This is a genomic window from Pseudomonas sp. DY-1 (genome assembly GCF_003626975.1).
Taxonomy (GTDB): domain Bacteria; phylum Pseudomonadota; class Gammaproteobacteria; order Pseudomonadales; family Pseudomonadaceae; genus Metapseudomonas.
Window position 1 is genome coordinate 2,870,009 of record NZ_CP032616.1, and the last position, 25,875, is coordinate 2,895,883.

At 61.7% G+C, this 25,875-nt stretch carries 22 protein-coding genes; 14 read left to right on the plus strand and 8 right to left on the minus strand.

Annotated elements, in window-relative coordinates:
* Positions 1–36 precede the first annotated feature (36 nt).
* The 4 genes from ccoG to D6Z43_RS13560 all read left to right on the plus strand — a co-directional run bounded on the left by ccoG (position 37) and on the right by D6Z43_RS13560 (position 5,082).
* On the plus strand, positions 37–1,452 hold the full coding sequence (gene ccoG / locus D6Z43_RS13545) for a cytochrome c oxidase accessory protein CcoG (protein WP_120652701.1): 1,416 nt from the start codon (positions 37–39) through the stop codon (positions 1,450–1,452).
* Positions 1,453–1,533: 81 nt separating this feature from the next.
* Positions 1,534–2,955: a GntR family transcriptional regulator MpaR gene (gene mapR, locus D6Z43_RS13550; protein WP_120655261.1), complete on the plus strand. Its 1,422-nt coding sequence runs from the start codon at positions 1,534–1,536 to the stop codon at positions 2,953–2,955.
* Between the two features lie 302 nt (positions 2,956–3,257).
* A complete protein-coding gene (locus tag D6Z43_RS13555; protein WP_028628576.1) occupies positions 3,258–3,455 on the plus strand; it encodes a hypothetical protein in 198 nt (65 codons plus the stop codon).
* Positions 3,456–3,609: 154 nt separating this feature from the next.
* Positions 3,610–5,082 carry an inorganic phosphate transporter gene (locus D6Z43_RS13560; protein ID WP_120652702.1) on the plus strand — a complete coding sequence of 491 codons (1,473 nt, stop codon included), beginning with the start codon at positions 3,610–3,612 and terminating at the stop codon, positions 5,080–5,082.
* Positions 5,083–5,194: 112 nt separating this feature from the next.
* Here D6Z43_RS13560 and D6Z43_RS13565 read toward each other — a convergent pair whose 3' ends face one another.
* The gene (locus D6Z43_RS13565; protein WP_120652703.1) at positions 5,195–6,688 is read right to left on the minus strand and encodes a helicase HerA-like domain-containing protein; all 1,494 of its coding nucleotides are present in this window, start codon (positions 6,686–6,688) and stop codon (positions 5,195–5,197) included.
* 124 nt (positions 6,689–6,812) lie between these two features.
* Here D6Z43_RS13565 and D6Z43_RS13570 point away from each other — a divergent pair, with 124 nt between their 5' ends.
* The gene (locus D6Z43_RS13570) at positions 6,813–8,690 is read left to right on the plus strand and encodes a methyl-accepting chemotaxis protein (protein WP_120652704.1); all 1,878 of its coding nucleotides are present in this window, start codon (positions 6,813–6,815) and stop codon (positions 8,688–8,690) included.
* 247 nt (positions 8,691–8,937) lie between these two features.
* Here the strand turns inward: D6Z43_RS13570 and D6Z43_RS13575 are convergent, their stop codons facing one another.
* Together D6Z43_RS13575 and purU are read right to left on the minus strand one after the other, a co-directional pair.
* Complete coding sequence (locus D6Z43_RS13575) at positions 8,938–9,363, minus strand: CBS domain-containing protein (RefSeq protein ID WP_120652705.1); 426 nt, start codon at positions 9,361–9,363, stop codon at positions 8,938–8,940.
* A 48-nt stretch (positions 9,364–9,411) separates the two neighbouring features.
* On the minus strand, positions 9,412–10,263 hold the full coding sequence (purU, locus tag D6Z43_RS13580) for a formyltetrahydrofolate deformylase (RefSeq protein WP_120652706.1): 852 nt from the start codon (positions 10,261–10,263) through the stop codon (positions 9,412–9,414).
* Positions 10,264–10,588: 325 nt separating this feature from the next.
* On the opposite strand from purU, the gene mvaT reads away from it, so the two are divergent.
* Positions 10,589–10,969 carry a histone-like nucleoid-structuring protein MvaT gene (gene mvaT / locus D6Z43_RS13585; RefSeq protein WP_120652707.1) on the plus strand — a complete coding sequence of 127 codons (381 nt, stop codon included), beginning with the start codon at positions 10,589–10,591 and terminating at the stop codon, positions 10,967–10,969.
* 80 nt (positions 10,970–11,049) lie between these two features.
* Here the strand turns inward: mvaT and sbcB are convergent, their stop codons facing one another.
* Complete coding sequence (gene sbcB / locus D6Z43_RS13590) at positions 11,050–12,480, minus strand: exodeoxyribonuclease I (protein WP_120652708.1); 1,431 nt, start codon at positions 12,478–12,480, stop codon at positions 11,050–11,052.
* Positions 12,481–12,800: 320 nt separating this feature from the next.
* Between sbcB and D6Z43_RS13595 the strand changes: the two genes are divergently transcribed.
* The 8 genes from D6Z43_RS13595 to D6Z43_RS13630 all read left to right on the plus strand — a co-directional run bounded on the left by D6Z43_RS13595 (position 12,801) and on the right by D6Z43_RS13630 (position 22,627).
* On the plus strand, positions 12,801–13,535 hold the full coding sequence (locus D6Z43_RS13595) for an RDD family protein (RefSeq protein WP_120652709.1): 735 nt from the start codon (positions 12,801–12,803) through the stop codon (positions 13,533–13,535).
* Positions 13,532–14,512, plus strand: coding sequence for a stage II sporulation protein M (locus D6Z43_RS13600; RefSeq protein WP_120655262.1), 981 nt, complete (start codon positions 13,532–13,534; stop codon positions 14,510–14,512). Before D6Z43_RS13595 ends, D6Z43_RS13600 begins: the two co-directional genes overlap by 4 nt.
* Positions 14,499–16,082, plus strand: coding sequence for a DUF4129 domain-containing protein (locus D6Z43_RS13605; protein ID WP_120652710.1), 1,584 nt, complete (start codon positions 14,499–14,501; stop codon positions 16,080–16,082). The genes D6Z43_RS13600 and D6Z43_RS13605 overlap by 14 nt, the downstream gene beginning before the upstream one ends.
* Positions 16,079–17,320 (plus strand): DUF4350 domain-containing protein, encoded by a 1,242-nt coding sequence (locus D6Z43_RS13610; RefSeq protein WP_120652711.1) that lies wholly within the window; start codon positions 16,079–16,081, stop codon positions 17,318–17,320. Before D6Z43_RS13605 ends, D6Z43_RS13610 begins: the two co-directional genes overlap by 4 nt.
* Before the next feature lie 156 nt (positions 17,321–17,476).
* Positions 17,477–18,625, plus strand: coding sequence for a site-specific integrase (locus D6Z43_RS13615; protein WP_120652712.1), 1,149 nt, complete (start codon positions 17,477–17,479; stop codon positions 18,623–18,625).
* On the plus strand, positions 18,625–20,304 hold the full coding sequence (locus D6Z43_RS13620; protein ID WP_120652713.1) for a hypothetical protein: 1,680 nt from the start codon (positions 18,625–18,627) through the stop codon (positions 20,302–20,304). The genes D6Z43_RS13615 and D6Z43_RS13620 overlap by 1 nt, the downstream gene beginning before the upstream one ends.
* Entirely contained in the window at positions 20,301–22,202 is a 1,902-nt protein-coding gene (locus tag D6Z43_RS13625; protein WP_120652714.1) for an integrase, read from the plus strand. The genes D6Z43_RS13620 and D6Z43_RS13625 overlap by 4 nt, the downstream gene beginning before the upstream one ends.
* Positions 22,199–22,627 carry a DUF6262 family protein gene (locus D6Z43_RS13630; RefSeq protein WP_120652715.1) on the plus strand — a complete coding sequence of 143 codons (429 nt, stop codon included), beginning with the start codon at positions 22,199–22,201 and terminating at the stop codon, positions 22,625–22,627. The genes D6Z43_RS13625 and D6Z43_RS13630 overlap by 4 nt, the downstream gene beginning before the upstream one ends.
* Positions 22,628–22,835: 208 nt before the next feature.
* Here D6Z43_RS13630 and D6Z43_RS13635 read toward each other — a convergent pair whose 3' ends face one another.
* The 4 genes from D6Z43_RS13635 to D6Z43_RS28365 form a co-directional block, all read right to left on the minus strand.
* Positions 22,836–23,489, minus strand: a complete 654-nt coding sequence (locus D6Z43_RS13635) for a peptidase M15 (protein ID WP_120652716.1) — start codon at positions 23,487–23,489, stop codon at positions 22,836–22,838.
* Between the two features lie 52 nt (positions 23,490–23,541).
* The gene (locus D6Z43_RS13640) at positions 23,542–24,099 is read right to left on the minus strand and encodes an NADPH-dependent FMN reductase (RefSeq protein ID WP_120652717.1); all 558 of its coding nucleotides are present in this window, start codon (positions 24,097–24,099) and stop codon (positions 23,542–23,544) included.
* 12 nt (positions 24,100–24,111) lie between these two features.
* Positions 24,112–25,293: an acetyl-CoA C-acetyltransferase gene (locus D6Z43_RS13645; RefSeq protein ID WP_120652718.1), complete on the minus strand. Its 1,182-nt coding sequence runs from the start codon at positions 25,291–25,293 to the stop codon at positions 24,112–24,114.
* A 63-nt stretch (positions 25,294–25,356) separates the two neighbouring features.
* Positions 25,357–25,644 (minus strand): cupin domain-containing protein, encoded by a 288-nt coding sequence (locus D6Z43_RS28365; RefSeq protein WP_120652719.1) that lies wholly within the window; start codon positions 25,642–25,644, stop codon positions 25,357–25,359.
* Between the last annotated feature and the right edge of the window lie 231 nt (positions 25,645–25,875).

A 25,875-nucleotide genomic window follows, 5' to 3' on the forward strand; every position in this document is an offset into this window, starting at 1 on the left:
GTCCGTCTCGCCGTAACAGCCTGATGGGCACTGATCATGAGCGAGAGAATTCCAGCGCAGGTAATAGAGGTCACCCCTAACCTGCCGCCGATAGCAAGCAAACCCCTTTCTGCCTCCAACGGACCTGTCCACACACGTAGCTTCACCGGTTTCTACCGTGACCTGCGCCGCCTCGGCGCGGGCCTGCTGTGCCTGCTCTTCTTCGGCACCCTGTGGCTCGACTGGGACGGTCGCCAGGCGGTGCTGTGGAGCCTGGAAGACAGCAAGTTCTATATCTTCGGCGCTACGTTCTGGCCCCAGGATTTCATCCTGCTCTCGGGGCTGCTGATCATTTGCGCCTTCGGCCTGTTCTTCATCACGGTATTCGCCGGTCGCGTCTGGTGCGGCTACACCTGCCCGCAGAGCGTCTGGACCTGGATCTTCATGTGGTGCGAGCAGATCACCGAGGGCGACCGCAACCAGCGCATCAAGCTGGCCGCCGCGCCCTGGAGCGCCGGCAAGTTGCTGCGCCGCTCCGCCAAGCACGGTCTCTGGCTCGCCATCAGCCTGGCTACTGCCATTACCTTCGTCGGCTACTTCACCCCGGTACGCGATCTGGTGGCGAACCTGGCGACCTGGGAGGTCGGCGGGACTGCGCTGTTCTGGGTGATCTTCTTCACCGCCGCCACCTATATAAATGCAGGCTGGATGCGCGAGCAGGTGTGCATCCACATGTGCCCCTACGCCCGCTTCCAGAGCGTGATGTTCGACAAGGACACGCTGATCGTCTCTTACGATGCCACTCGCGGCGAGTCCCGTGGCCCGCGCAAGAAAGGCAGCGACCCGAAAACCCAGGGTCTGGGGGATTGCATCGATTGCCAGATGTGCGTGCAGGTCTGCCCCACCGGCATCGATATTCGCGACGGCCTGCAGATCGCCTGCATCGGCTGCGCCGCCTGCATCGACGCCTGCGACTCGATCATGGATCGCATGGGTTACGCCCGCGGCCTGGTGGGCTACAGCTCGGAGCGCGCGCTGGAAGGTGGCAAGACCCACCTGCTGCGCCCGCGACTGATCGGCTATGCCATCGCCCTGATGCTGATGATCATCGCTCTCTTCTGGCTGGGTGCGACTCGTCCACAACTGTCGGTCGACGTGATCAAGGACCGCGGCATGTTCCGCGAGAACGCCGTCGGCGAGATCGAGAACATCTACAACCTCAAGCTGATCAACAAGACCCAGCGGGAGCAGCGCTATGTGGTGGAGCTGGCGGATGCCCCTGGTTTCCGCCTGCAAGGCGAGCATCAGGTAAGCATCGGCGCTGGCGAGATTCTCTCGCTACCGGTCTCGGTGGCGCACACCGACGATAGCGGCCCGGCCGGTTCTCGCCCGCTGCGTTTCGTAGTACGCAGCCTGGACGACCCGACCACCGAGACCAGCGCCAACAGTACCTTCGTCAGTCCGAGGCGCTGAAGCATGGCCTGGGATCATGGCGGCGCACGCGCCGAGCGCTTAGAGTTGGGCACCAACTGGCCGCTGCCCAACCAGGAAAAGATGAAGCGCTACGAGAAATTCGCCGACGAGATCGCCGAACTGATCCGCACCGGGGTGCTTGCCCCGGGACAGAAAGTGCCCTCGGTGCGCCACGCCAGCCGCACCTACGGTGTGAGCGCTTCCACCGTGTTCCAGGCCTATTACTTACTGGAGAGTCGCGGGCTGATCATGGCCCGTGCACGCTCCGGTTACTTTGTCTGCGAGCACGTGCGCCGCCCGCTTCCGGAGCCCCAGCCCGGGCCGAGGGAAGCCGCGACCACCGAGGTGGACGTCAGCGAACTGGTGTTCTCGGTACTCAGCTCCATCAAAGACCCGGACACCGTGCCTTTCGGCTCGGCCTTCCCCAGCCCGGAACTGTTCCCCCTGCAACGCCTGGCCCGCTCCATGGCTCACGCGGTGCGGGAGATGGACCCGCGCTCGACGGTGTCCGACATGACGCCGGGCAACCATGCCCTGCGTCGGCAGATCGCCTTGCGCTACATGGTCGGCGGCCTGCCGTTGCCCATCGAGGAGTTGGTGATCTGCAATGGCGCACTGGAAGCGCTGAACCTCTGCCTGCAGGTGGTGGCGCGTCCAGGCGATCTCGTCGCCATCGAGGCACCGGCCTTCTATGCGAGCCTCCAGGTGCTCGAACGGCTGAAGCTGAAAGCAGTGGAAATCCCCGTCCACCCACGCGATGGCATCGACCTGCAAGTGCTGGAAGACAGCCTGGAGCGGCTGCCGATCAAGGCCTGCTGGTTCATGAGCAACTTCCAGAACCCTCTGGGGGCAAGTCTTTCCGAAGACAAAAAGCGCCAACTGGCGGCCCTGCTGGCCAAACATCAGGTACCGATGATCGAAGACGACGTCTACGCCGAGCTGTACTTCGGCCAGCACGCACCCAAGCCGGTCAAAGCCTTCGACAGCGAAGGCCTGGTGATGCATTGCAGTTCCTTCTCCAAGAGCCTGGCTCCCGGCTACCGGGTGGGCTGGGTGTCAGGCGGACGCTTCGCCGGACAGATCGAGCGACTGAAGCTGATGACCAGCATCTCCGCCTCGGTGCCGGCCCAGGCCGCCATCGCCGACTACCTGCAACATGGCGGCTATGACCGCCACCTGCGCAAGTTGCGCTATGCCCTGGAAAGCCAGCGCAATGCGATGCTTGCGGCGGTGGCACGGCACTTCCCCGAGGAGACCCGCGTCAGCCGCCCGGAAGGTGGCTACTTCCTCTGGCTGGAATTCCCCGAACAGGTGGATTCACTGCGCCTGTTCCAGCTCGCCCTGGCGCAGGGCATCAGCATCGCGCCGGGGCCGATTTTTTCGGCAACACGGCGTTTCGGCCATTGCGCCCGCCTCAACTATGGCCATCCCTGGAGCAATTCCAGTGAACAGGCAATGGAAACTCTCGGCAGGATAATCAGGTCTCTACTAGGCAACTCCTGATTCCGCAAACGCAGATATCTCTCACTCGAACGGGAACTCCAATAATGGAGCTTTCCCGTTTGCTTGTTATACTCGGGAATGTTCCGTCTGGGCCTTTACAGAAATCGACTTCTATTCCCAGAACATTCGCAGGGTCTTTCCGTAGTGCGTAGGTAAGTCCCCAGTAGTTGCGAGAACCGAACATTGTCCTACAAGAAGACCGCTACGACGGTCTCTATCGGGTGACCGACGCTTAGGAGGCAGACGCCTCTAGATCGCCCGCTGCAGCTGAAGACCATTAATCAGAGAAACGGATTAACCACGTGACGAAAGACGAACTGCGCGCCGAACTCGAGCGCCAGGCGCAACGTTACAAGGATGTATACGGCGGCGAAGTAACCACCTATGCCGCGCAAAGGGACCCCGAACGCAAGCCCTGGCGCAAGAAGCCCAGCCTGCTCGACAAGAGCTTCGAAAAAGAGTTGGAGAAGATCGAGAAAGAGCTCAGAGAGGAACCCTGACAAATTGTCGCACCCGGCCAGCCGAGGGAACTTTCGTATTGATTTGCGACAACTTCTGCCAGGGATACCAGGGACCGCTCGACGCCCGGGTCTGGGCGACGACCGGTTTTCTGGCATAATCGCGGCCCCTTCATGAGCCAGTCACACAACTTTCATGTTCGATCTCTTCAGCGGGCTAGATGCCTGGCTGGTGCTGAGCCTCTGTCTCGCCCTGGCATTCGTCCTGACCTTCGAGTTCATCAACGGTTTCCATGACACCGCCAACGCGGTGGCCACTGTCATCTACACCAAGGCCATGTCGCCCTACCGGGCGGTGTTCCTCTCGGGAGTCTTCAACTTCCTCGGTGTGTTGCTGGGCGGCGTCGGCGTGGCCTATGCCATCGTCCACCTGCTGCCTGTGGAACTGCTGATCAACGTCAATACCGGCCATGGCCTGGCCATGGTGTTCAGCCTGCTCACCGCGGCCATCGCCTGGAACCTGGGCACTTGGTACTTCGGTATTCCGGCCTCCAGCTCCCACACCCTGATCGGTTCGATCCTCGGTGTCGGTCTGGCCAACGCGGTGCTCACCGATGTGCCGCTGGCCGAAGGCGTGAACTGGGGCAAGGCCATCGACATCGGCCTGTCGCTGATCTTCTCGCCGGCAGCGGGCTTCCTGGTCGCCGCCCTGGTACTGCTCAGCCTGAAATGGCTGTATCCGCTGTCGAAGATGCACAAGACGCCGGAAACCCGTAAGGAACTTGACGAGAAGAAGCACCCGCCCTTCTGGAACCGCCTGGTACTGGTGCTTTCCGCAATGGCTGTGAGCTTCGTGCACGGTTCCAACGACGGCCAGAAAGGTGTTGGCCTGATCATGCTGGTGCTGATCGGTATCGTGCCGGCCAAGTTCGTCCTGGACCTGAACAGCACCACCTACCAGATCGAGCGTACCCGCGACGCAGCAACCCACCTGAGCCAGTTCTACCAGCGTCATACCAACACCCTTGGTGAAATGCTGGCCCTGGGCAAGAGCAATGGCAGCGAGATGCCGCAGCTCTATCGCTGCGATCCGAAGCAGACCGAGCCGACCATCGCCGCCCTGCTGGACAAGCTTAACGGCGTTGCCAACTACCGGGACCTGAGCGACGAAACCCGCGTGGAAGTACGCCGCTACCTGCTCTGCCTGGACGACACCGCGAAGAAAGTGGGCAAGCTTTCCGAGCTGCCGGCCCGTGAAAAGGCCGACCTGGAGAAGCTGCGCAAGGACCTGACCGCCACCACCGAGTACGCGCCGTTCTGGGTGATCCTGGCCGTGGCCCTGGCGCTCGGCATCGGCACCATGGTGGGCTGGAAGCGTGTGGTGCGCACCGTCGGTGAAAAGATCGGCAAGCACGGCATGACCTACGCACAGGGCATGAGCGCGCAGATCACCGCTGCCTGCGCCATCGGCCTGGCCAACGTCTACAGCCTGCCGGTGTCCACCACCCACGTGCTGTCGTCCGGAGTCGCCGGCACCATGGTCGCCAACAAGAGCGGCCTGCAAGGCGGTACCGTGCGCAACATCCTGATGGCCTGGGTACTCACCCTGCCGACTACGATCGTGTTGTCCGCCGCCCTCTTCTGGCTGGCCATCACCTTCATCGTCTGATTCGGACGAGCATGAAAAACGGGCGCCTTGTGGCGCCCTTTTTCGTTCCTGATTCTTCAACTACGGGAGCGAATTCATTCGCGAGTAAATTCGCTCCCACAATGAGTTCCCTTCAACGGCGCTTGCTACTACCCAGCAACGATCCCATCAGGCCGCGCACCAGTTGCCGGCCGAGCTGATTGGCCGCCTGGCGCACCGCCGTCTTCATCGCCTGGCTGGCGAAGGAACCCAGCAGCTCACCGGCGAGGTCTCCCACGCCAGGCTGGCTGGCCGAAGCCTTGCCGCCCGTCTGCTCCGGCTCTTCGACGGGCGCCTGGGCTGCGCGGGCGGTGAGCATTTCATAGGCGGACTCGCGATCGATCGGCTTATCGTAACGACCGGCCTGGGGCGAACTCCGCACCAGTGCGGCGCGTTCGCTGTCATTCAACGGACCGATTCGCGACTGCGGCGGAGCGATGGCTACGCGCTGGACCATGGCCGGCGTGCCCTTTTCTTCCAGGGTGCCCACCAGGGCCTCGCCGATACCCAGTTCAGTGAGCACAGCCAACGCGTCGAACGCCGGGTTGGGGCGGAAACCATCGGCCACTGCGCGTAGCGACTTCTGTTCCTTGGCGGTGAAAGCGCGCAGGCCATGCTGGATGCGCAAGCCGAGCTGCGCCAGCACATCATCCGGCAGATCGCTGGGGGATTGGGTGACGAAGTACACGCCAACGCCCTTGGAACGAATCAGTCTCACCACTTGCTCCAGGCGCTCCTGGAGGGCCTTCGGGGTACCTGTGAAGAGCAGATGCGCTTCATCGAAGAACAGCGCCAGCACCGGTTTGTCGGCATCGCCACGCTCGGGCAGTTGCTCGAAAAGTTCGGCCAGCAGCCAGAGCAGGAAAGTGGCGTACACCTTGGGAGCCTCATGGACGAGACGACTGGCATCCAGCAGATGGATGCGCCCACGGCCGTCTCGATCCGGCTGGAGGATGTCCTCCAGTTGCAGTGCCGGCTCCCCGAACAGTGCCTCGGCGCCCTGCTGTTCCAGGGTGGCCAGGCGCCGCAGGAGTGCCTGGGCAGAGGAACCCGCGAACAGGGCGCGGTCCTCTCCCAGCAGCTCCGGGTGATCCTTGAGGTGGTTGAGCAGGGCTTTCAGATCCTTCAGGTCGAGCAGCAGCAGACCCTCACGATCAGCCACCTGGAAGGCTGCATAGAGCGCGGCCTGCTGGCTGTCGGTCAGTTCCAGCAGGTTACCCAGCAGCAGCGGCCCCATCTCGCTGAGCGTGGTACGCAGCGGATGGCCGGACTGCCCGGCAACGTCCCAGAGCGTTACCGGGTAGGCCTGGGGCCGGTGGCCCAGCCAGGGCATGGAGGCGATGCGCTCGGCCACCTTGCCCTGGGGGTTGCCCATTGCGCCAAGACCGCACAGATCACCTTTGATATCCGCCGCGAACACCGCCACACCGGCATCGCTGAAGACTTCGGCCAGATGCTGGAGGGTCACGGTCTTGCCGGTGCCAGTGGCGCCAGCGATCAGCCCGTGGCGATTGGCCAGTTTCATGGCCTGGGATACGGCATTGCCCTGTGGGCCAGCGCCGAGAACCAGGGAACTTTGATCGGGCATTTCGCCTTCCTCGGTTAAAGCTTTCATTGATTCCCGCCGATATATAAACCGACGTTTCTACTCAGTTTTTCAGCACTCGCGTGCCATAAAGACTGGTGCCTGACCCAACCGGACGCAAGCAAACATGATCAAAAACCTCAGGTTCAGCCACAAGATTCTGCTCGCCGCCTCGCTGGTGGTCATTGCAGCCTTCTCGCTGTTCACCCTGTACAACGATTACTTGCAAAGGAATGCGCTCCGAGACGATTTGGAAAACTACCTGCAGGAAATGGGCGATGTCACCGCCAGCAATATCCAGAACTGGCTATCGGGCCGGATTCTGCTGGTGGAAAGCGTGGCCGAATCCCTGGCTGCCAACTCTTCACCTGAGGCCGTACCTGCGTTGCTGCAACAGCGGGCACTGAGCTCGACATTTGCGTTCACCTATTTCGGTACCCAGGACGGGCAATTCACCATGCGCCCGGACAGCGCAATGCCTGAGGGCTACGACCCGCGCACCCGTCCCTGGTACCAGGGCGCCAAGAGCGCTGGCGGCACCACCCTCACCGAACCCTATGTGGACGCAGCCACCGGCCAGCTGATCATGACCATTGCCACACCGGTCCAGTCCCTCGGCGTAGCCGGTGGCGACCTGAGCCTGCAGACGCTGGTGCAGATCATCAACGCGCTGGACTTCGACGGCATGGGCTACGCCTTCCTGGTTAGTTCCGACGGCAAGATCCTGGTGCATCCGAACAAGGACATGGTGATGAAAAGCCTGCGGGACATCTATCCGCAGAACACGCCTGCCATCAGCACCGGTTTCAGCGAAGTCGAACTGGATGGCAGCACCCGCATCCTCACTTTCGCCCCGGTAAAGGGCCTGCCTTCTGTTAACTGGTACATCGGTGTCTCGGTGGACAAAGACAAGGCCTACAGCATGCTCAGCGAGTTCCGTGCATCGGCCATCATTGCCACCGTGATCGCAGTGGTGATCATCATGATCCTGCTCGGCATGCTGATCCGTGTGCTGATGCAGCCCTTGCACATCATGGGTCGCGCCATGCAGGACATCGCCCAGGGTGAAGGCGACCTGACTCGCCGCCTGGCGATCCATACCCAGGATGAGTTCGGCGAACTGGCCAGTGCTTTCAACCGCTTCGTCGAGCGTATCCACGGCTCCATCCGCGAAGTGTCCTCGGCCACCAATCAGGTGAACCAGGTGGCCAAGCTCGTGCTCAACGCCTCCAACTCGTCCATGAGCAACTCCGACGAGCAGGCCAACCGCACCAACAGCGTCGCCGCGGCGATCAATGAACTGGGCGCCGCCGCCCAGGAAATCGCCCGCAACGCCGCCGATGCCTCGCACCAGGCGTCCTCCGCACGCACCCTCGCCGAGGATGGCCGTCAGGTGGTGGAGCGCACCATTTCCGCGATGAACGAACTGTCCGGGAAGATCCGCGCCTCCTGCGGCAACATCGAGACGCTGAACAGCAAGACGGTGAACATCGGCCAAATCCTCGAAGTGATCAAAGGCATTTCCGAACAGACCAACCTGCTGGCACTCAACGCCGCCATCGAGGCCGCCCGCGCCGGGGAAGCCGGCCGTGGTTTCGCCGTGGTGGCCGATGAAGTGCGCAACCTGGCGCATCGCACCCAGGAGTCGGCGCAGGAAATCCAGCAGATGATCGAGGAACTGCAGGTCGGCGCCCGCGAAGCGGTCACCACCATGACCGAGAGCCAGCGCTACAGCGAGCAGAGCGTGGAAATCGCCAACCAGGCCGGCGAGCGCCTGGGCAGCGTGACCCATCGCATCGGCGAGATCGACGGCATGAACCAGTCGGTGGCCACCGCCACCGAGGAACAGACCGCCGTGGTCGACTCGCTGAACATGGACATCACCGAGATCAACACCCTCAACCAGGAAGGCGTGGAAAACCTCCAGGCCACCCTGCGCGCCTGTGCCGACCTCGACCAGCAGGCTGCGCGTCTGCAACAACTGGTGGGCAGCTTCCGGATCTGACCCCAACTCTCTCCTCTTCGGAGAGAGGGCGATTAACGCCCCAAACGAAGAAGGCGCCCTATGGCGCCTTCTTCGCTTCTTCTTCCTCTTCCTGCGTCTTTCGCCACAACTCGGCGGCCCCTGGGAACTCGGTGCCGTTTTCCTCGCTCAGCTCATCGGGGGTCATAACGCCGCACGCAGCCTTCGCCGAGCGTAGGCGGCGGACTGGAGGTTGCTCGGTCACGTGGGTCAGCCATGGCAGCGATCCTCAGACTTCCGGTGGTTGTTCAGGGTCATGCTGAGCAAAGCCCTTCACCGCGCGCAGCACATCGCGGCGACTGATCTGGCCGACCAGAACCCCCTCCTCGACTACTGGAAAACGCCGTCGCTTGTCGCGCAGGAAGCGCTGGCAGACATCAATGATGTCGGCTTCGGGCGAAACGCTCTCCACTTGGGTGGACATATATCCGCCGACATTGCCAATCGCCGCTTCGTAATACGCGCCGGAAAGTATGCCGCGCAGGCAATCGCCCTCCGAGAGCATGCCAATAAGGTGGCCCTGCGAGTCCACCACGGGCGCACCAGATACCCGATGCTCCAGTAGCCGCTCGATGGCGAGGAGAAGATCGGTGTCGGGCCTGAAGGTCACCAGGTGGCGGGTCATGTAGTCGCGCACCTTTATGGATTTGAGCATGGGCGGGCTCCTGTTCCGGTTGACCGGAGCGGATGCCCGCCAAGGTCGTCAGTTGAACACGACGGTCTTGTTGTCGTGCACCAGTACCCGGTCTTCAAGGTGATAGCGTAGTCCACGGGACAGCACCATCTTCTCCACGTCCTTGCCGAAGCGAACCATGTCTTCAACGCTGTCGCGATGGGTCACTCGCACCACGTCCTGTTCGATGATCGGGCCGGCATCCAGCTCTTCAGTGACGTAGTGGCACGTGGCGCCGATCAGCTTCACACCACGCAGTGAAGCCTGGTGGTAAGGCTTGGCCCCCACGAAGGACGGCAGGAAGCTGTGGTGAATGTTGATCACCTGATGGGCATAACGCTGGCAGAGTTCCGGCGGGAGAATCTGCATGTAGCGGGCAAGCACGACGGTATCGGCATTGTGCTCCTCCACCAGGCGCGAAACCTCATCGAAGGCCGGCTGCTTGTTCTTCGCATCCACCGGTACGTGGAAATAAGGAATGCCGTGCCACTCCACCATGCTGCGCAGGTCATCGTGGTTGGCGATCACGCAGGGTATCTCGCAATCCAGCTCACCGCTGTGCCAGCGGTGCAGCAAGTCGGCCAGGCAGTGGGACTCGCGACTGGCCATCAGCACGACGCGCTTCTTCACTTCGGAGTCGGTCACCCGCCAGTCCATGGCGAACTCACGGGCTATGGGCGCGAACGCCTGGCGGAAACCATCCAGATCGAAAGGCAGGGAATCGGCACGGATTTCATGGCGCATGAAGAACCAGCCGCTCTGATTATCCGAATGATGGCTGGCCTCGGTAATCCAGCCGTTGTAGGTAGCCAGGAAGTTACTGACCTTGGCTACGATGCCGACGCCGTCCGGACAGGCAATCACCAGACGAAATGTGCGCATTTGGGAACACTCCAGAGACTTCACAAAGGCGGCCATTCTAGCCACTACGCGCAAAAACTTCAGTAACCACGTGGGTTACAGCGGATTGCCGGCCATCGTAAAAAAAGCGCGACGCACAACTAAGGGGCGTAAGCGGACATCGATATAGCGAGTGTACGAAGCGCAATTACGCACTTGAGCGACCGGCGGACTAGTATGAAAGAAGAAGTCGCCGACAATGCGTACAAAAGTTTTCCTGCTTATTTACTTGCAGATAATCGCTGTCTATTATTGATGACACTTCGCAATCGCAAGTCAACGTACGATTCCAACAAGGGACGCCGACATGTCGCTGATCAACGAATACCGGGCAACGGAAGAAGCCATCAAGGAGCTCCAGGAGCGCCTGAAGAACCTGTCCCAGGACGACAAGCTGAAAAAAGAACTTGAGTTCGAAGGCAAACTGCGCACTCTGATGGGCGAATATCAGAAGTCCCTGCGCGACATCATTGCCCTGCTCGATCCCGATGCCCGCTCCACCAAGGCCCCGCGCGCCGCGAAAGCTTCTGCCACCGGCAGCAAGCGCGCCCGCAAGGTCAAGCAGTACAAAAACCCGAACACCGGTGAAGTCATCGAAACCAAAGGCGGCAACCACAAGACTCTGAAAGAGTGGAAAGCCAAGTGGGGCGCTGACACCGTTGAAAGCTGGGCCACCATCCTGGGCTAAGCCTTCAGCAATAAAGAACGCCAGCATCTGCTGGCGTTTTTTATTGGCGCGGGTAAACCCCGGAAGTACCCGGGGCGTTTTCACAACTGATAGCGATGCCGCAGTTCCGTGGCATATCGACGCCACTCCAGCAACACCACCTGTTGTGCCGGATCAGCTTTGAGCTGGAACTCATCCAGCGCCTTGAAAAAACTCTCCATGGTATTAGGCGCCCCGAATTCCGGGCTATTCAGCCGATTCCTGCAAAACGCCTCCCATCGTGAGCGGTCGGATTCCGACAAAGTTTCAGGGAAGTTTCTTGCACGGTAACGGAACAGCAACTCAGGCAGGCGCGGGTCATCGAACGGCCAATTCTCGCGAGACAAACGTTGCGGATCGGCGAGCCGCACTTGTTCACACAGGCGACGATCACGGTCACCGAGGAATCCGTCATACAATTGCTGCTCCGGATCATCCGGCGAAGAGAATTCCTCTTCCGCATAAATAACCGGCAACTTCTCTTGCCAGATGACAGCCTGCTCGGTGAGCAACGCGGCACGACGTTGGCAGAGTTCCAGATCAACGCCCAGGCGCTGCCGATCAGCTTCGCGCAGCACCGCTAGGGGAGCGACTACCGGACAACGATTGATATGCAGCAATTTCAGTGGCACCGGCAGTTCGCCTTCAGCCAGGTCATCGCGTCGGGTATAGAGGCGCTGGCGCAGCACTTCCGCATCCAGTTCGAGCAGCGGGCCCGGCTCCGACTGCAGGTCCAACACGATCAGCGCGTTGCGGTTGCGCGGATGCCAGGCAAGGGGTAGCACCACTGCCAGGTAATGTCGCTCACCGGAGAAGCGCCCGGAGATGTGCACCAGAGGTTGCAGCAGCCGCACCTGCTCCTGGACCTTGTGCTTGCTGCGCAGCTGGTAGAGATAGTCGAACAGCTTCGGCTGGCGCTCGCGCAGGAGGCGTGCCAGGGCAATGGTCGCGCGGACGTCGGAAAGTGCATCGTGGGCCTGACCATGGTCGATGCCGTTGGCCGCAGTGAGCAGCTCCAGCCGCAGGCTGACGCGACCGTCCTGTTGCGGCCACTCGATGCCCTCTGGACGCAGTGCATAGGCAGTACGTACCAGGTCGATCAGATCCCAGCGGCTGTTACCGCCCTGCCACTCGCGAGCGTAAGGATCATAGAAGTTGCGATAGAGGCTGTAGCGGGTGACTTCATCATCGAAGCGCAGGGTGTTGTAGCCGGCGCCGCAGGTTCCTGGCAGGGCCAATTCGGCATGTACCCGATGCATGAACTCGGCTTCGCCCAACCCTTTCGCCGCCAGGGTAGCGGGCAGGATGCCGGTGACCAGGCAAGCGGCCGGATGGGGCAGGATGTCATCGCTGGGCTTGCAGTAGAGGTTGATCGGCTCGCCGATCTCGTTGAGCGCCTCGTCAGTCCGAATTCCGGCTACCTGCAGTGGCCGGTCGCACCGCGGGTTGATGCCGGTGGTTTCGTAGTCGTGCCAGAAAATGCTGGAAGTCACGGCGTCCCCCTTGTTCGTGAGCTGGGCAGTCTATCACCGGGACGTGTATGGCAAAGGCGCTGAACGGGCGGTGAAACTTCGCCATCCAACGACTTGCTGGGCGGTTTCCGGCGTGCCTAGAATCGCCGCCACTGGACGATCGCCCCCCGCCAAGGACTGCCCCATGCCCGTGCCTCTCGCACTTCGCGCACGCACCTGCGTGCCATGCGCTCCGTCGAAAACTCCAAATCTTTCACAGCATGCGGGCTGAGTCTTCTCGGCCAGGTTGCCTGGATACCGGCCGCTCGCTAGCATCTGGCTTTCCCCTTGGCGCCCAGCCGATGCCCGCAAACCGAGCCAGTCCCCAACCTGCCGACTCCCAGGCCCAACCGCTGGACACCCGCTACCAGGTGGAAACACCGGAAGGCATCGACCTGATTCTGCGTCCGGCCGGCCTGTTGCCACGCGCTCTTGCCTATGCCATCGACCTGGCCATTCGTGGCGCCATCATGCTGGTGCTGTTCATTGCCCTGGCCCTGCTCGGACAACTCGGTTTCGGCCTCGGCCTGATCCTCATGTTCCTGCTCAACTGGTGGTACATGGTGCTGTTCGAAGTACTCAATCAGGGCCGCTCGCCCGGCAAGCAGATAATGGGGCTGCGTGTCGTGCATGACGACGGTACTCCCATTGGCTGGTCCGCCTCCCTGGTGCGAAACCTGTTGCGCTTCGTCGATCTGCTGCCCTTCGCCTATACCCTGGGCGCCCTCAGCTGCCTCCTGCATCCAACGTTCAAGCGCCTGGGTGATATCGCCGCCGGCAGCCTGGTGGTCTATCGCGACGAGAAGACCCAGCGTCCCGAACTACCAGATGCCGAGCCTGAGCGCGCACCATTCGACCTGACCCTCGCCGACCAGCGCGCCCTGCTGGGATTCGCCGAACGCCAGGCCGACTTGTCACCGGCCCGCCGCGCTGAACTCGCCGGCATCCTCGCCGCGCCGCTGAACGTGATGCCGCAACAGGCCCAAGCCCGCATCAACGGCATCGCCCGTGGTCTGCTGGGATCGAGCACGCCATGAAACAGAATCTCTTCGAACGCCAGCATCAGGCTGGCTGGAAAGCCTTCGCCGATCTGCTCGATCGCCTCGAACGTGGCAAGGCCGATGCTCGCGCCTGCGAAAGCTTCTCCGCCGACTACAGGCAGGTCTGCCAACAGCTGGCGCTGGCCCAGGAGCGCGGTTATAGCAGCCACCTGGTGGAGCACCTGCACCGACTGGCCATGCGCGGCCACCAGCAGTTCTACCGCCATCGCAGCCACCTCGGCGCGCGCCTGCTGGGCTTCCTGCTGGGCGGATTCCCGCGCCTGGTGCGCAGCCAGTGGCGCAGCATCGCTGCCGCCTGCCTGCTGTTCTATGGCAGCCTGCTGTTGATGGGCCTGCTGGTGCACAACTGGCCGGATCTGGTCTACAGCGTGCTGGATCCGGAGCAGGTGTCGTCGATGGAGTCCATGTACGACCCTGACGCCCGACGCATCGGCCCCATGAGCGAACGAGACTCCGGGGACGACTGGATGATGTTCGGCCACTACATCATGAACAACATCGGCATCGCCTTTCAGACTTACGCAGGCGGCCTGCTCTTCGGCGTCGGTAGCCTGTTCTTCCTTTTGTTCAACGGCCTCCACATAGGTGCGGTGGCCGGGCACCTGACTCAGATCGGCTTCGGCGAAACCTTCTGGTCCTTCGTCATCGGTCACGGTGCGTTCGAACTCACCGCCATCGCCTTCGCCGGTGCCGCCGGCCTGCAACTGGGCTGGGCCCTGCTCGCGCCAGGCCGTCTGCCCCGCGGCGAAGCGCTGCGCCTGGCCGGTGCACGCAGCGTACAGCTGGTAGCCGGAGTGATACTGCTGCTGGTGATCGCTGCTTTCATCGAAGCCTATTGGTCCTCCATGACCCTGGTCACGCCCCAGGTGAAATACTGGGTTGGCGCCTGCCTCTGGCTGCTGGTCGCGCTCTATTTCGGGCTGGTGGGCAGGAGGACTCATGCGCCTGACTGACGCCAGCGTCACTATCCGTCCGCGTAGCGCCTGGGAGGCCATGGACCTCGGCGTACTGCTGGCGCGTCGCCATGCCGGCCTGCTGATGGCCAGTTGGGCACTGGTGACCCTGCCGGTGTTCGGCCTCCTCACGCTGGTTTGCTGGAAGTATCCGGGCCTGGCGGTCTTCCTTTTCTGGCTGCTGAAGCCCGCCTATGAACGGCTGCCGCTGTACATTCTCTCCCGCGCCCTGTTTGGCGACACGCCGACCCTCAGGCAGGCCCTGCGCGCATACCCGCGACTGCTCAAGCCGCAGTTGCTCGCCAGCCTGACCTGGCGGCGCCTCAGCACCACCCGAAGTTTCGATCTGCCGGTGCTGCAACTGGAAGGACTTTCCGGGCAGGCACGCAGCCAGCGCCTGGTGGTCCTGGGGCAACGCAACGCGGGCGGTGCCACTTGGCTGACGGTGATCGGCGTGCATCTGGAATCCGCCCTCTGGTTCGGCTTCATCACACTGCTCTACCTGATGCTGCCCCAGCAGGTGGTGATCGACTGGGACTGGCAGAAGCTTCTGGAAATGGCCTCGGGCGAGTGGCTCTGGCTGGAGCACCTGTCCAACAGCCTCTATGCCTTGGTACTGGTGATCTGGGGACCGGTCTACGTCGCCTGCGGTTTCACCCTGTACCTGAACCGTCGAACGTCCCTGGAAGGCTGGGACATCGAATTGCAGTTCCGCCGCATGCGCCAGCGCCTGACCGGTACCGCTTACGCGCTTCTGCTGGGCCTGGGATTGCTGCTAAGCCAGCTGCCGCAACCGGCCATGGCAGATGACGCGCCGGCCCTGTGCCTTGCACCCCAGGCCTTCCTCGATGGCCCCGATGCCGAACGCCTCACCCACCAGTCGCTGACCGGCAAGGCCGCGAAGGAAGACATTGGCGCCCTGCTGGACAATCCGCCCTTCCAGAACCGGGAAACCGTCACTCGCTGGCGTCTGGGCGAGGAGGCCGCCGACAAGGAACTGAAGCCCGAAGACGTCGAAGGCTGGGCCGAGTTCATCCGCAGCCTGTTCAAGCTGGCCGAGTACGCCAAGAGCCTGGACACACTTGCCCTGGTCATCAAGGTACTGCTCTGGGGTGCGCTGATCAGCCTTCTGGCCCTGCTGCTCTGGCGCTATCGCGACTGGCTCAGCACCTTCGCCGGACGACTGGGACTGCCCCAGCACCGCACACGCGTAGCGCCTTCAGTGCTGTTCGGTCTGGAGCTGGCGCCGGAAAGCCTTCCGGACGATGTCGCTGCGGAGGCCGAGCGCCTCTGGTCCAGCCAACCCCGCGAAGCCCTCGGTTTGCTCTATCGCGCCCTGCTGAGCCGCTTGCTGCACGACTTCCGCCTGCCGCTCAAGCAATCCCATACCGAAGGTGAAGTGCTGCAACTGGTGCGTCGCCTGGACAACACCGAGCTGGAAGGTTTCAGCCAGGTCCTCACCGGGCACTGGCAGAACCTCGCCTACGGCCACCGCCTGCCCGCAAGCGAATTGCGCCAAGGCCTCTGCGATGGCTGGCGTCGCCTGTTCAACGCCGGAGCCGCAACATGAAACCGCGCCTGCGCTTCCTGATCTGCGCCGGCCTGTTCCTTTTACTGGGCCTGCTGGCGATCCATCTTGGTGGGCGTCTGCAGCCCTATCAGGACATCGTCGAACATGGCCCCGCGCCGGAAGTACTGGGCAATCCGTACCTCGCCGCCGAGCACTTCCTGCGCAAGCAGGGCCTGCAAGTAGTGCGGGCGAACGGCCTGGAAGTACTCGACAATCTGCCCAGTGCCGGCCACAGCCTGTTGCTGCTCGGCAGCCGCTCACGCATGACGCCACGCCAGGCCGACCGCCTGCTGGAGTGGGCGAGCAAGGGCGGACACCTACTGTTCATCGCCGAGCGCATCTATGACGAAAGCGACGGCAAGAGCGGCGACCTGCTGGCGGATCGACTGGGCATCCAGCAATTCGAAGCCAAGGAGCTCGACGAAGACAAAAGCACTGAGCCCGAGGCGCCTGAGGACAACCGCACCGAGGAACAGGCTGCGGCCTCTGTCTCTCCCCAGGACGACCAGGAGCTCGCAGAGGGAGATCCGTTCCCCGAGCTGACCAAGCTCTATCTGGAAAATGAACAGGCACCGGCCTACGCCGGCTTCGACCCTGAATTCCATCTCTACGACAGCCAGAACCGCGCCCATGCCTGGGCCAACAGCGCCAAGGCCACGCACATGCTGCAGCTGGACCACGGCGACGGTCTGGTCACCGTGCTTACCGACGGCTGGATCTGGCAGAACCGCGATATCGACGAGTACGACAACGCCTGGCTGCTCTGGTATCTGACCCAGGACAGCACCGTCACCCTGCTCTACCGCGCCGAACGCGACAGCCTGGTCACCCTGCTCGGACAGAACTTCCCCGAAGCCCTGGTGGCCCTCGCCCTGTTCGTCGTCCTGCTGCTTTGGCACGTTGGCCAACGCCAGGGGCCGCTACAGGCGCCAGCCAGCCGCGCGCGCCGGCAACTGCAAGAACACCTGCGCGGAAGCGCCGACTTCCTGCTCCGTCGCAGTGGCCAGTCCAGCCTGCTGCAAGGTCTGCAACGTGATATCCAGCGCCGCGCCCGTCATCGTCACCCCGGATTCGAACGGCTCCCCGTGGCCGAGCAGTGGCAGGTGCTGGGCCGCCTGACCCGTCTGCCGCCCAGCGCCATCAGCCAGGCCATGCGGCCGCTGCCTAAGCAACGGCTTACCGCCGCCGACTTCACCCGCCAGGTCGCCCACCTGCAAACCCTCAGGAATGCCCTATGATCTGGCACCTTGCAAAGGTTAGATTCCCGTTCTATTAAGGAATCGTCCCTGACGAGCCCTTTGTCCTGAGATGGTGCTTGAGGGTCGATCTAATGGCCCTAACTCTGCGAAAGCAGGCAAAGGGATTAAGTGTCTGGTCAGCGCAGGGGACGGCAGATGGAGCTTGTATGGGCTACTAAAGATTTTGTGATTGCTGGGCAACCCTATTCAGGGTTCCCGATTCTGCTTTGGGACTCGATGGAAAGCTGCGTCCCGGCCAACCTGTTCATTCGTGACTACATATTGCGTGGCAGGATTGGCTCCAAGCGATCTTGGCCCAGCACAGGACGCGCTCTGTACGACTTCTTCAGCTTCCTCCAGGCCCATGATCTGGATTGGCGCGACGTTGATCGGGGCGAGGCCAAGTCCCTTGTGGCGGCCTATCGGGGCTACTGCCTGGACTCATGCGAACTGGCACCGAACACCACTTACCAGCGCCTGCATTACATCTGCGAGTTCTACGAATTCGCGCTAAAGCAGGGGTGGGTGAAGCGCCTGCCCTTCACCTACGAAGAACGCACCGTGAGGCGCCAAACAGGTTTCCTAGCGCATCTCGATGCCAGTGGTGGTAAGGCCATGGTGAACGATGCGATGCCGCATCGCCCCAAGGCCCTGCCCAAGTTCTTGAGCATGGCCGAGGTCAAGGCGCTCCTAGCCGCAGTGGAGAACCCCCATCATCGGATGATGATGCGCCTGGCGCTGCAGACGGGTCTGCGCCGCGAGGAAATCGCCACCTTCCCACTGACCTATGTCTTCGACCCAGACAAGGGGGGAAAAACCGAGCGGAATCTCCGCATTCACCTCGATCCGTCCGACGGCAGCGGCATGGCGACCAAGGGCAGCAAGCCGCGAAAGATTCACGTCAGCCGCAAGTTCATGGCCGAACTCTACCGCTATGTGACCAAGGTTCGCGGCGAGCGTGCCTCGCTGAGCAAGACCCCACAAAGGGCGCTGTTCCTCAACCAGTTCGGGGAACCCTATAGCGAGGACGGCAAGAGCCTCAATCGGATCATCAGCGAGGCCGGCAAGCGGGCTGGAATCAAGGTCCATACGCACATGCTCCGGCATACCTATGCCACCCATACCCTGGTCAGCCTTCAGCGCACTCCTGAGAGCGGGTTGGAGCCTTTGGTATACGTTCAGCGGCAACTCGGCCACAGCTCGATTCAGACGACGATGGTGTACCTGCATTTGGTCAACGAAATGGCAGACCAGGCGGTGCTGGCCTATGACGACGAGTTGAACGCATTGGCGGAGGCGGCCTGATGGGCAAGCGCAAGGTCTTTGCCAAGACCGACCTCAGCGTCCCGCAAATCGAGCACTCACTCGACACCGCAGGCAATGTGGTCATTCTGCCCGAGGCCATCCCTCCGACGAACACCACGGTCGAGTTCGGGCGGAACACCTCTAGCGCCCGTCGCTTCGACTTTGCCCGCTGGTACGGCGCCGGTGTCGACCCCATCACCTACGCCTGCCAGCGCCAGATCGAACGCTTCCTCGCCGGCCAGGAGGGCATTCTCGCGGCCGGCACCGTGGTTAGCTACTGCAATAGTGGGCTGCGCTATTTTCTCGAGTACTGTGTGTTGCGGGCGACGGCTTTTGGCCGTGACTTGGCCCTGGCCGATGTGAACCGGGACCTAATCGACGGCTATCTCGGCCATCTGGCTGGGCGGGGCGTGGAGACTACCACTCAGAAGTCCTTCTACTCGCAGACCAAGCCCGTCCTGCTCGCCTTAGGGCGGCGCGGTCTGATCCCCTTGGTCGCCTCCGGAGATGCGGCCACCTTCCCCTGCAACCCCTTCCCGAACAGCAACCGTAAGGCCAGAGGTGAAACGGCGCTGTCCAACCGCGAGCGGCAGGCGTTCACCGTGGCGCTGCGACAGGAGATCAAGCCGATTTGGGCCGACGGCGCGCCTGTGACCAGTGAACTGCTGGGCTTGGCCTTGCTGATCGTGGCGTTGCACACCGGACGCAATACCACGCCACTGCTGGAAATGGGCCGCGACTGCCTGCGCCCGCACCCCAAGGACAACACCGTTTTCCTGGTGCTATGGAAGCGGCGCGGCTACAACACCAGCAAGGTGGCGCTACGAGCAGAGTCAGACGCCGAGCGCCTTCTAGAGTCCACGCCGAGCGTGCGAACCAACGTGGAGCGCCTGATCCGCCGCGTGATGACATTGACCGAGCCCCTGGATGCGGAGGCCCCGGATGACCTCAAGGGCCGCGTATGGCTGTACCGCAGTCGCAACGGCAAGAGTGTCGGTCAAGTCACGGTTTTGAGCGCAGAAATGTTGGCTCGGGCGACAAACCTCCTCGTAGCCAAGCATGGTCTGATCGACAGCGACGGAGAGCCACTGCGCATCAATATCTCGCGCTTGCGTAAGACGTTTGCCAACCGCATCTTCGAGTTGACCGACGGCGATTTGGCGACCACCGCCGCGGCCCTCGGCAATACCCTGCAGGTGGCCGACCAACACTACCTGGCGCCCGGCAAGGATGCCCGTCGCAACTGGCAGTTCATGGGCGAGGTACTGGTGCAGGAACTGCTGACTCGAACCATCGGTGCGACTTATACGGACACACCTATGGGCCACTGCGCCGACCAGATTTATGGCCAGTACGCCCCGAAGCGCGAGGGCGTGACTTGCATGAACTTCATGAACTGCCTGCGCTGCAAGCACTACGCGGTAACCGCCGAGGATCTGTACAAGCTGTTCAGCTTCTACTTCCGTGTGCTGGCCGAGCGCTCGCGCATGGACAAGCGGCGCTGGGCACGGGAGTACGCCCACATCCCCCGCTTGATCGACCACTACATCGTTGCCGAGGGGCTGCGACGCGGCACCTTCAAGACCGCAGCCGTGGAAGCCGCCCGTGAGCGCGCCCGCACACAGCCGCACCCGTTCTGGTCGGTTGATTTGATCGACAGTCTGGAGGTCATTGCATGAATGACAACACCCTGGCGACGCTACCCTCACCCCTTGCCGCCCAGCCAAGTGATGCGCGCGGGCTCCCCGAGCCCGAACGCGACGCCCTGATCATCAGCGCTACTCAGGTCGATGGGCAGTGGGTCATCCGCAGCCGCTACGGCGACAACATTTGGCACCTCGACGGTTTCACTAGCAACGCGCAGGCCAGCAGGAAATGGCTGGACTTCAGCACCGTCCCGCCGGCGTTTCGGGCGGTGATGAAGGCGATGCTGTACCGCTATCTACGGCGTGGGCGTCGCGGGGCGGTTCGGCCTAAAGGCGCCATGCTGCAAAAGAATTTCTGTGATGCAAGGCTATTCCTGCGCCACCTAGAGGCGCTCAAGATCGACCAACTGGGCGCGGTGACACCCCTGGTCTGCAAGACCTATGTGGAAGCCTGCAAGGCGCACCGGCAGACCAACCGGTCCAAGGGCAAGCCGCTGTCACCGCGCGCGCTGCAAAGCCGTTTCAGCGCCGTCGAAGCGCTCCATGAACTGAGCCAGTACACCGACGAGCCGATGCCACAGCATCCTTGGCCCCAGACTTCCGCGAGGGCGATGGCAGGACTCACCGGACACGGAGTCGAGGGCAGCAAGACGCCGCTGATCCCCGATGATGTGTTCTGCACCTTGTTCGAGCAGGCCTACCAGCAGGTTGAACGCGGCCAGCAACTGCTTGACCTACGCGATGCGCTGGATGCCCTCGCGGCTCAGCGAAAGGAACAGCGAATGGGGCAGAGTCGGGAGGCTATCACTGCGGCCAAGAACCGCCACCTGGAGATCCTTGGTTGGATAGGCGGTCTGAGGGTATTCAACAAAGCACTGATCGACCTGCGCACGGCCTGCTACATCGTCCTGGCCAGCACCTCCGGCTGTCGCAACCACGAACTGGCCAACGTGCAGTCGGGAGCGCACCACCGCACCCAGGACGATGAGGGCACCATCTACCACTGGATGCGCTCACGGTCGGAGAAGACCGATACTGGCATCCATGACTGGATGATCCCCGAGGCTGCCGTGCGTACCCTCCGCCTGATGGAACGTTGGGCCGCGCCCTACCAGGCCATGATCGCCGCCGAGATCGTGCAGCGCCGCCGCGCCACCCCGAATGATCCGCAGATCGTCGAGGCTCAGAAGCACCGCCACGCGCTCTTTCTCGGCGTTAATGCGACAGAGGGCAATGAGGTACGCACGCTTTCTACCTCTACTTGGAACGAAAAACTTAAGGCATTCGCCAAGACTTGCGGGCTGAGCTGGGACCTCGCCAGCCACCAGTTCCGCCGCAAGTTCGCCAACTACGCCGCGCACAGCCGCTTCGGTGACCTGCGCTACCTCAAGGAGCATTTCGCGCACTGGTCGCTGGACATGACTTTGGGCTACGCCATGGACGACAGTTGGGGGCAGCACCTGGACCTTGAGTTGTTCGACGATATTCAGGACGAGTTGGACGATATCAAGCTCGGCGTCGTCGATAACTGGCTGGGTGACGCCCCCCTGGCCGGAGGCTATGGCCGCGCCCTCAAGCATTGGCAACGGGAGCCGCAGAACCTGCTGATCTTCAAGGATCGCGCCTCGATGCTGAAGTCCATTGCCGATAGCACTGCGATACGCAGCAACGGCCATGCCTGGTGTACAGCGGACGATGGCGGCTGCGTCGGTAATACCCTTGAGCCCAGCCGCTGCGGGAACAATTGCAGCAATGCCGTGATCGGGCTCCGCCACGCGGCCATCTATAAGCAACTCTACGGTGATCTGAAAGAGGTGCTGGATTGCCCGGACATTGGCGAGGGCGGCCGCCAGCGCGTGGAGCGTGACCTGAGGCGCTACCGTGACGTATTGGCCCAGTTGGGCATCGACCCGGAGATTCTGATCGCATGAAGCGCAAGGAAAAGGCAGCCAACTACAAACCGGCCGAGGATCGGGAGAAGGATCTGAAGCTCGCCCTCCTCCGTATCCAGAAGGGCCGCGCCCGCACCGGGGAAACCAAGGTTACCATCGCCGCGGTAGCCCGCGAGGCGGGCGTATCGAAGGCGCTGATTCACAACTACTACCCACGAATTGCCGAGGCTATCCGCGAGGCTCAGGGGCGCTCCAGTCGCGCCATGCGCGATGTGAAGCACCAAGACTTGCTTGCCGAGCGCAAGAAGTCCGCAGCCTACCGTCAGGAGATCGAGGAACTGCGGGCCAAGGTCGCCAATCTCGCGTCCATCAATGAGGTGCTGTTGGAGGAGAACCGTGTGCTCGAGGCTAAGATGAACGACCGCAAGGTGGTCGATCTGGCTTCAAGAAAGCCGCATGGATAGGTCGATTTCGCATTGCAACATTGCATCCCCCATCTGACTAGCCAATTACATCGTTGATGACCGCTGATGGCAGCAACGCGACAGGCAGAGATCGACCAATAGCTGCCGAGATCGACCCATAGCGGCCGCTTCCAAAAGGCTGAAAGCGACCAAAATCGGGCACCCTGGCACATCACTTCGTTCGAGAAAACTGCATCGCGCACGAGAGTTAACTTCCGCTTAAGCTCGATATCCAGCGATCAACTAGCGCGCATCTCTCGTCACGCGATAGCGATGCAACACCGTCAGTCACCAGCGCATCAGTGCCTCCAGTTTGCGGATTCACCACGTTGGTTCCAATGCTTTGCCGGGTGTTTGGATTTGCGCTCCAGCGCAGATTAAAAGCCGCCAAACGAGGAAACCAGAACTGGCTGGTGTAGGGGAGGTGGTCATGAATCCACCAAGCCAATGGGGTCCAGTCACCATACCGCTCGTACCACGGTAGCAAGGCAGGGACAACAATGCAGGCCGTTGCGCCAAGGTAGCCCTCAGTGTCGGGGTAATCCCAGATATGAGAAGCGAAGTTCCGCTCGTTGTCAGCACAGCTGTACTGCCGATTATTCTCTGCCCCCTTGGCATTTACGGCAGGAGCGCGGTATGCCGACCGGATGGCAATTCGGCCGAAACGATCCTGCAACGGCTCGAGTAGCTCTTCACACAGCTTTCGCCCCGCCTGGATCGCCCTTTCAGGGAAATCCGGGATGTTGGGGATGCCCTCTATCTGGCTGATTTCCGAGTAAAGGAAGTCACGCATGAAGAAGCTCTTCGACAACCGCTCGCGGCCCAAGTCTTCCAGGCCTCGAACGGTCGATGGCTTGTCCATATCTATTCACCTCAGGTGTACGGGTCAGCTAAAGCTCGGTAGCACTTGCTGTCTAGAAGCGCGGGATCATTGCTCGAAGCTCCAGCAGCCCCTTTTCCAAAAACTGCCGCACGGCGTCATCCACAAGCCGTCCCTGAGCGATCTTCGAGTTCACGCCACCAATCACTATCTGGGGATAGCGAACCAACTCCATGGGCATAGCCCAGAGCGTTTCGTTGAGTTGTTGTTGGGCGCGGACTCCGCCAGTAAATGCGGGAGAGGCGGTGAAGGTCAGAACGGGCTTGCCCTTGAGTACCGACTTGCCGTGTGGGCGAGACAGCCAATCAAGCGCGTTTTTCATCACGCCCGACATGCCATGGTTGTACTCCGGAGACCCGATCACTAGGCCATCCGCTTCGAGGACAACTTGCCGGAACCGCCGGACCGGCTCAGGAGCCTTAGCGCCTTCGCCGTCCAGATCCTCGTTGTACAGGGGAATCTCGTGGAGGCAGTGCACGATCAACCGGGTATCCACCGGCAAAAGCTCCTCGGAGATCGTGCGAAGGATCACGTCGTGAGCTGAGTTGGCTCTCAAGCTTCCTGAAAGCCCCACAAGTTGGACTGTTCTCATCCAGATTTCCCCTCAGCCACGTTCCAAGGCAAGGGCAACGCCCTGCCCGCCACCGATGCATAGCGTGGCGAGTCCACACCGTGCATCGCGCCTGCCCATTTCGTGCAACAGCGACACCAGGATGCGGCAACCTGAGGCGCCAAGCGGATGGCCCAGAGCGATGGCCCCGCCATTGACGTTGACCTTGCCAGTGTCCCAACCCAACTCCCGGCCTACCGCCAGGGTCTGAACTGCAAATGCTTCGTTGGCTTCGATGAGATCGAGCTGATCCAGGCTCCACCCCGCCTTTTGCAGGCAGAGGTCGGTTGCGAATACCGGTCCTATCCCCATCACCGAAGGCTCGACGCCAACGCTTGCAAATGCTCTAACCGTCGCCAATACAGGTAGACCATAAGTTCGGGCTCGGTGAGCACTCATGACCATGACTGCTGCAGCACCATCATTCAACGACGACGCGTTTCCTGCCGTTACCGAACCATCCCGGTGAAAGGCCGGCCGGAGCCTGCTTAAACCTTCCAGGGTAGGTTCCGCAGTCGACGGCTCATCTTCTACGAGCGTTTGGGCTCCACCTTTGTGTCCCACCACGGTCACCGGAACAACCTCTGCTTCAAACCGGCCAGCAAGCCTCGCGTTAACTGCTCGCCGATGGGACGACAGCGCATAGGTGTCTTGCTGCTCACGAGTGATCCCATACTGTTCGGCCAGGTTCTCCGCGGTCATGCCCATGTGATAGTCATTGAAGGCGTCCCACAATCCGTCATGGATCATGCTGTCCAGTAGCTCGGCATGCCCCATGCGCAGCCCCTGCCGTGCACGCTCCAGCAGATAGGGAGTGGCGCTCATATTCTCTTGCCCGCCAGCCAAGACAATTTCGGCATCTCCGCTGCGAATAGCCTGGACGGCCAGATGAACTGCCTTGAGTCCAGAGCCACATACCTTGTTGAGAGTGAACGCCGGAACTGTGAACGGCAGCCCGGCAGCTACTGAGCTCTGGCGAGCGGGATTCTGCCCGGCAGCTGCTGTCAGGACCTGCCCCATGATGACCTCATCGACATCCTTCGCTGGCACCCTAGTGCGGTCCAATAGGGCACGTAAAACCACTGCTCCCAGTTCGGTGGCTGGAACTTGGGACAGCATTCCGCCGAACCGTCCGATGGGCGTGCGGACAGCGGCAACAATCACAACTTCAGTCATTGCACTTCTCTGAACTAACCCGTCCACCCCGCCCGAAGGCGGAGGTAACAAGGCCCTGATGGATCAGGTGGTGGAACAACCCACCATGAAAAAGGCGGCCTTGGCGACAGCTTGCGAGCGGTTGCGCCAGGCATGCCGCGTTGCGTTCTGGATGATCACATCACCAGCACGCAGCAGTTTCTCCTGGCCGTCATCGAGTTCCAGCCAGAGCTCGCCTTCCAGCAAAATGCCGTAGTCGATCGTGGGGGTCCGGTGCATACCCGGCTGGTCAGGCTCGAAGCATTCGAACAGTCCGGGCAGAGCATCGATCAGCTCGCCCAGCGCACGGCCAGGATCGATAGGTGTCGCCATAACAGTGTCCGGCGGGAAATTGACCATCAGCAACGACGTAGCGCCTGGACCAGGAATGAGCGATCCGTAGAGTAGGGTCGGATCACCGTTCTCCTCACTCCCGGCGCCAGAACACCAAATTTGTGCCACACCGTGACCTGGTAGGTCCTGGAAATCCTTGTGCCGGGGAGCCGGACCATCAGAAAGGAAGACCGAACGCCCCGATTCATCATGCCCAGTCACAACTCTTCT

What these genes read in the sequence shown, in the direction of transcription:
- D6Z43_RS13620 (WP_120652713.1), top strand. Translation starts at nt 18,625, where the DNA reads ATGGGCAAGCGCAAGGTCTTTGCCAAGACCGACCTCAGCGTCCCGCAA.
- D6Z43_RS13625 (WP_120652714.1), top strand. Translation starts at nt 20,301, where the DNA reads ATGAATGACAACACCCTGGCGACGCTACCCTCACCCCTTGCCGCCCAG.
- D6Z43_RS13610 (WP_120652711.1), top strand. Translation starts at nt 16,079, where the DNA reads ATGAAACCGCGCCTGCGCTTCCTGATCTGCGCCGGCCTGTTCCTTTTA.
- D6Z43_RS13565 (WP_120652703.1), bottom strand. Translation starts at nt 6,688, where the DNA reads ATGCCCGATCAAAGTTCCCTGGTTCTCGGCGCTGGCCCACAGGGCAAT.
- D6Z43_RS13560 (WP_120652702.1), top strand. Translation starts at nt 3,610, where the DNA reads ATGTTCGATCTCTTCAGCGGGCTAGATGCCTGGCTGGTGCTGAGCCTC.
- D6Z43_RS13600 (WP_120655262.1), top strand. Translation starts at nt 13,532, where the DNA reads ATGAAACAGAATCTCTTCGAACGCCAGCATCAGGCTGGCTGGAAAGCC.
- D6Z43_RS13595 (WP_120652709.1), top strand. Translation starts at nt 12,801, where the DNA reads ATGCCCGCAAACCGAGCCAGTCCCCAACCTGCCGACTCCCAGGCCCAA.
- D6Z43_RS13645 (WP_120652718.1), bottom strand. Translation starts at nt 25,293, where the DNA reads ATGACTGAAGTTGTGATTGTTGCCGCTGTCCGCACGCCCATCGGACGG.
- ccoG (WP_120652701.1), top strand. Translation starts at nt 37, where the DNA reads ATGAGCGAGAGAATTCCAGCGCAGGTAATAGAGGTCACCCCTAACCTG.
- D6Z43_RS13615 (WP_120652712.1), top strand. Translation starts at nt 17,477, where the DNA reads ATGGAGCTTGTATGGGCTACTAAAGATTTTGTGATTGCTGGGCAACCC.
- D6Z43_RS28365 (WP_120652719.1), bottom strand. Translation starts at nt 25,644, where the DNA reads ATGGCGACACCTATCGATCCTGGCCGTGCGCTGGGCGAGCTGATCGAT.
- D6Z43_RS13630 (WP_120652715.1), top strand. Translation starts at nt 22,199, where the DNA reads ATGAAGCGCAAGGAAAAGGCAGCCAACTACAAACCGGCCGAGGATCGG.
- D6Z43_RS13570 (WP_120652704.1), top strand. Translation starts at nt 6,813, where the DNA reads ATGATCAAAAACCTCAGGTTCAGCCACAAGATTCTGCTCGCCGCCTCG.
- mvaT (WP_120652707.1), top strand. Translation starts at nt 10,589, where the DNA reads ATGTCGCTGATCAACGAATACCGGGCAACGGAAGAAGCCATCAAGGAG.
- mapR (WP_120655261.1), top strand. Translation starts at nt 1,534, where the DNA reads ATGAAGCGCTACGAGAAATTCGCCGACGAGATCGCCGAACTGATCCGC.
- D6Z43_RS13635 (WP_120652716.1), bottom strand. Translation starts at nt 23,489, where the DNA reads ATGGACAAGCCATCGACCGTTCGAGGCCTGGAAGACTTGGGCCGCGAG.
- D6Z43_RS13640 (WP_120652717.1), bottom strand. Translation starts at nt 24,099, where the DNA reads ATGAGAACAGTCCAACTTGTGGGGCTTTCAGGAAGCTTGAGAGCCAAC.
- D6Z43_RS13575 (WP_120652705.1), bottom strand. Translation starts at nt 9,363, where the DNA reads ATGCTCAAATCCATAAAGGTGCGCGACTACATGACCCGCCACCTGGTG.
- D6Z43_RS13605 (WP_120652710.1), top strand. Translation starts at nt 14,499, where the DNA reads ATGCGCCTGACTGACGCCAGCGTCACTATCCGTCCGCGTAGCGCCTGG.
- purU (WP_120652706.1), bottom strand. Translation starts at nt 10,263, where the DNA reads ATGCGCACATTTCGTCTGGTGATTGCCTGTCCGGACGGCGTCGGCATC.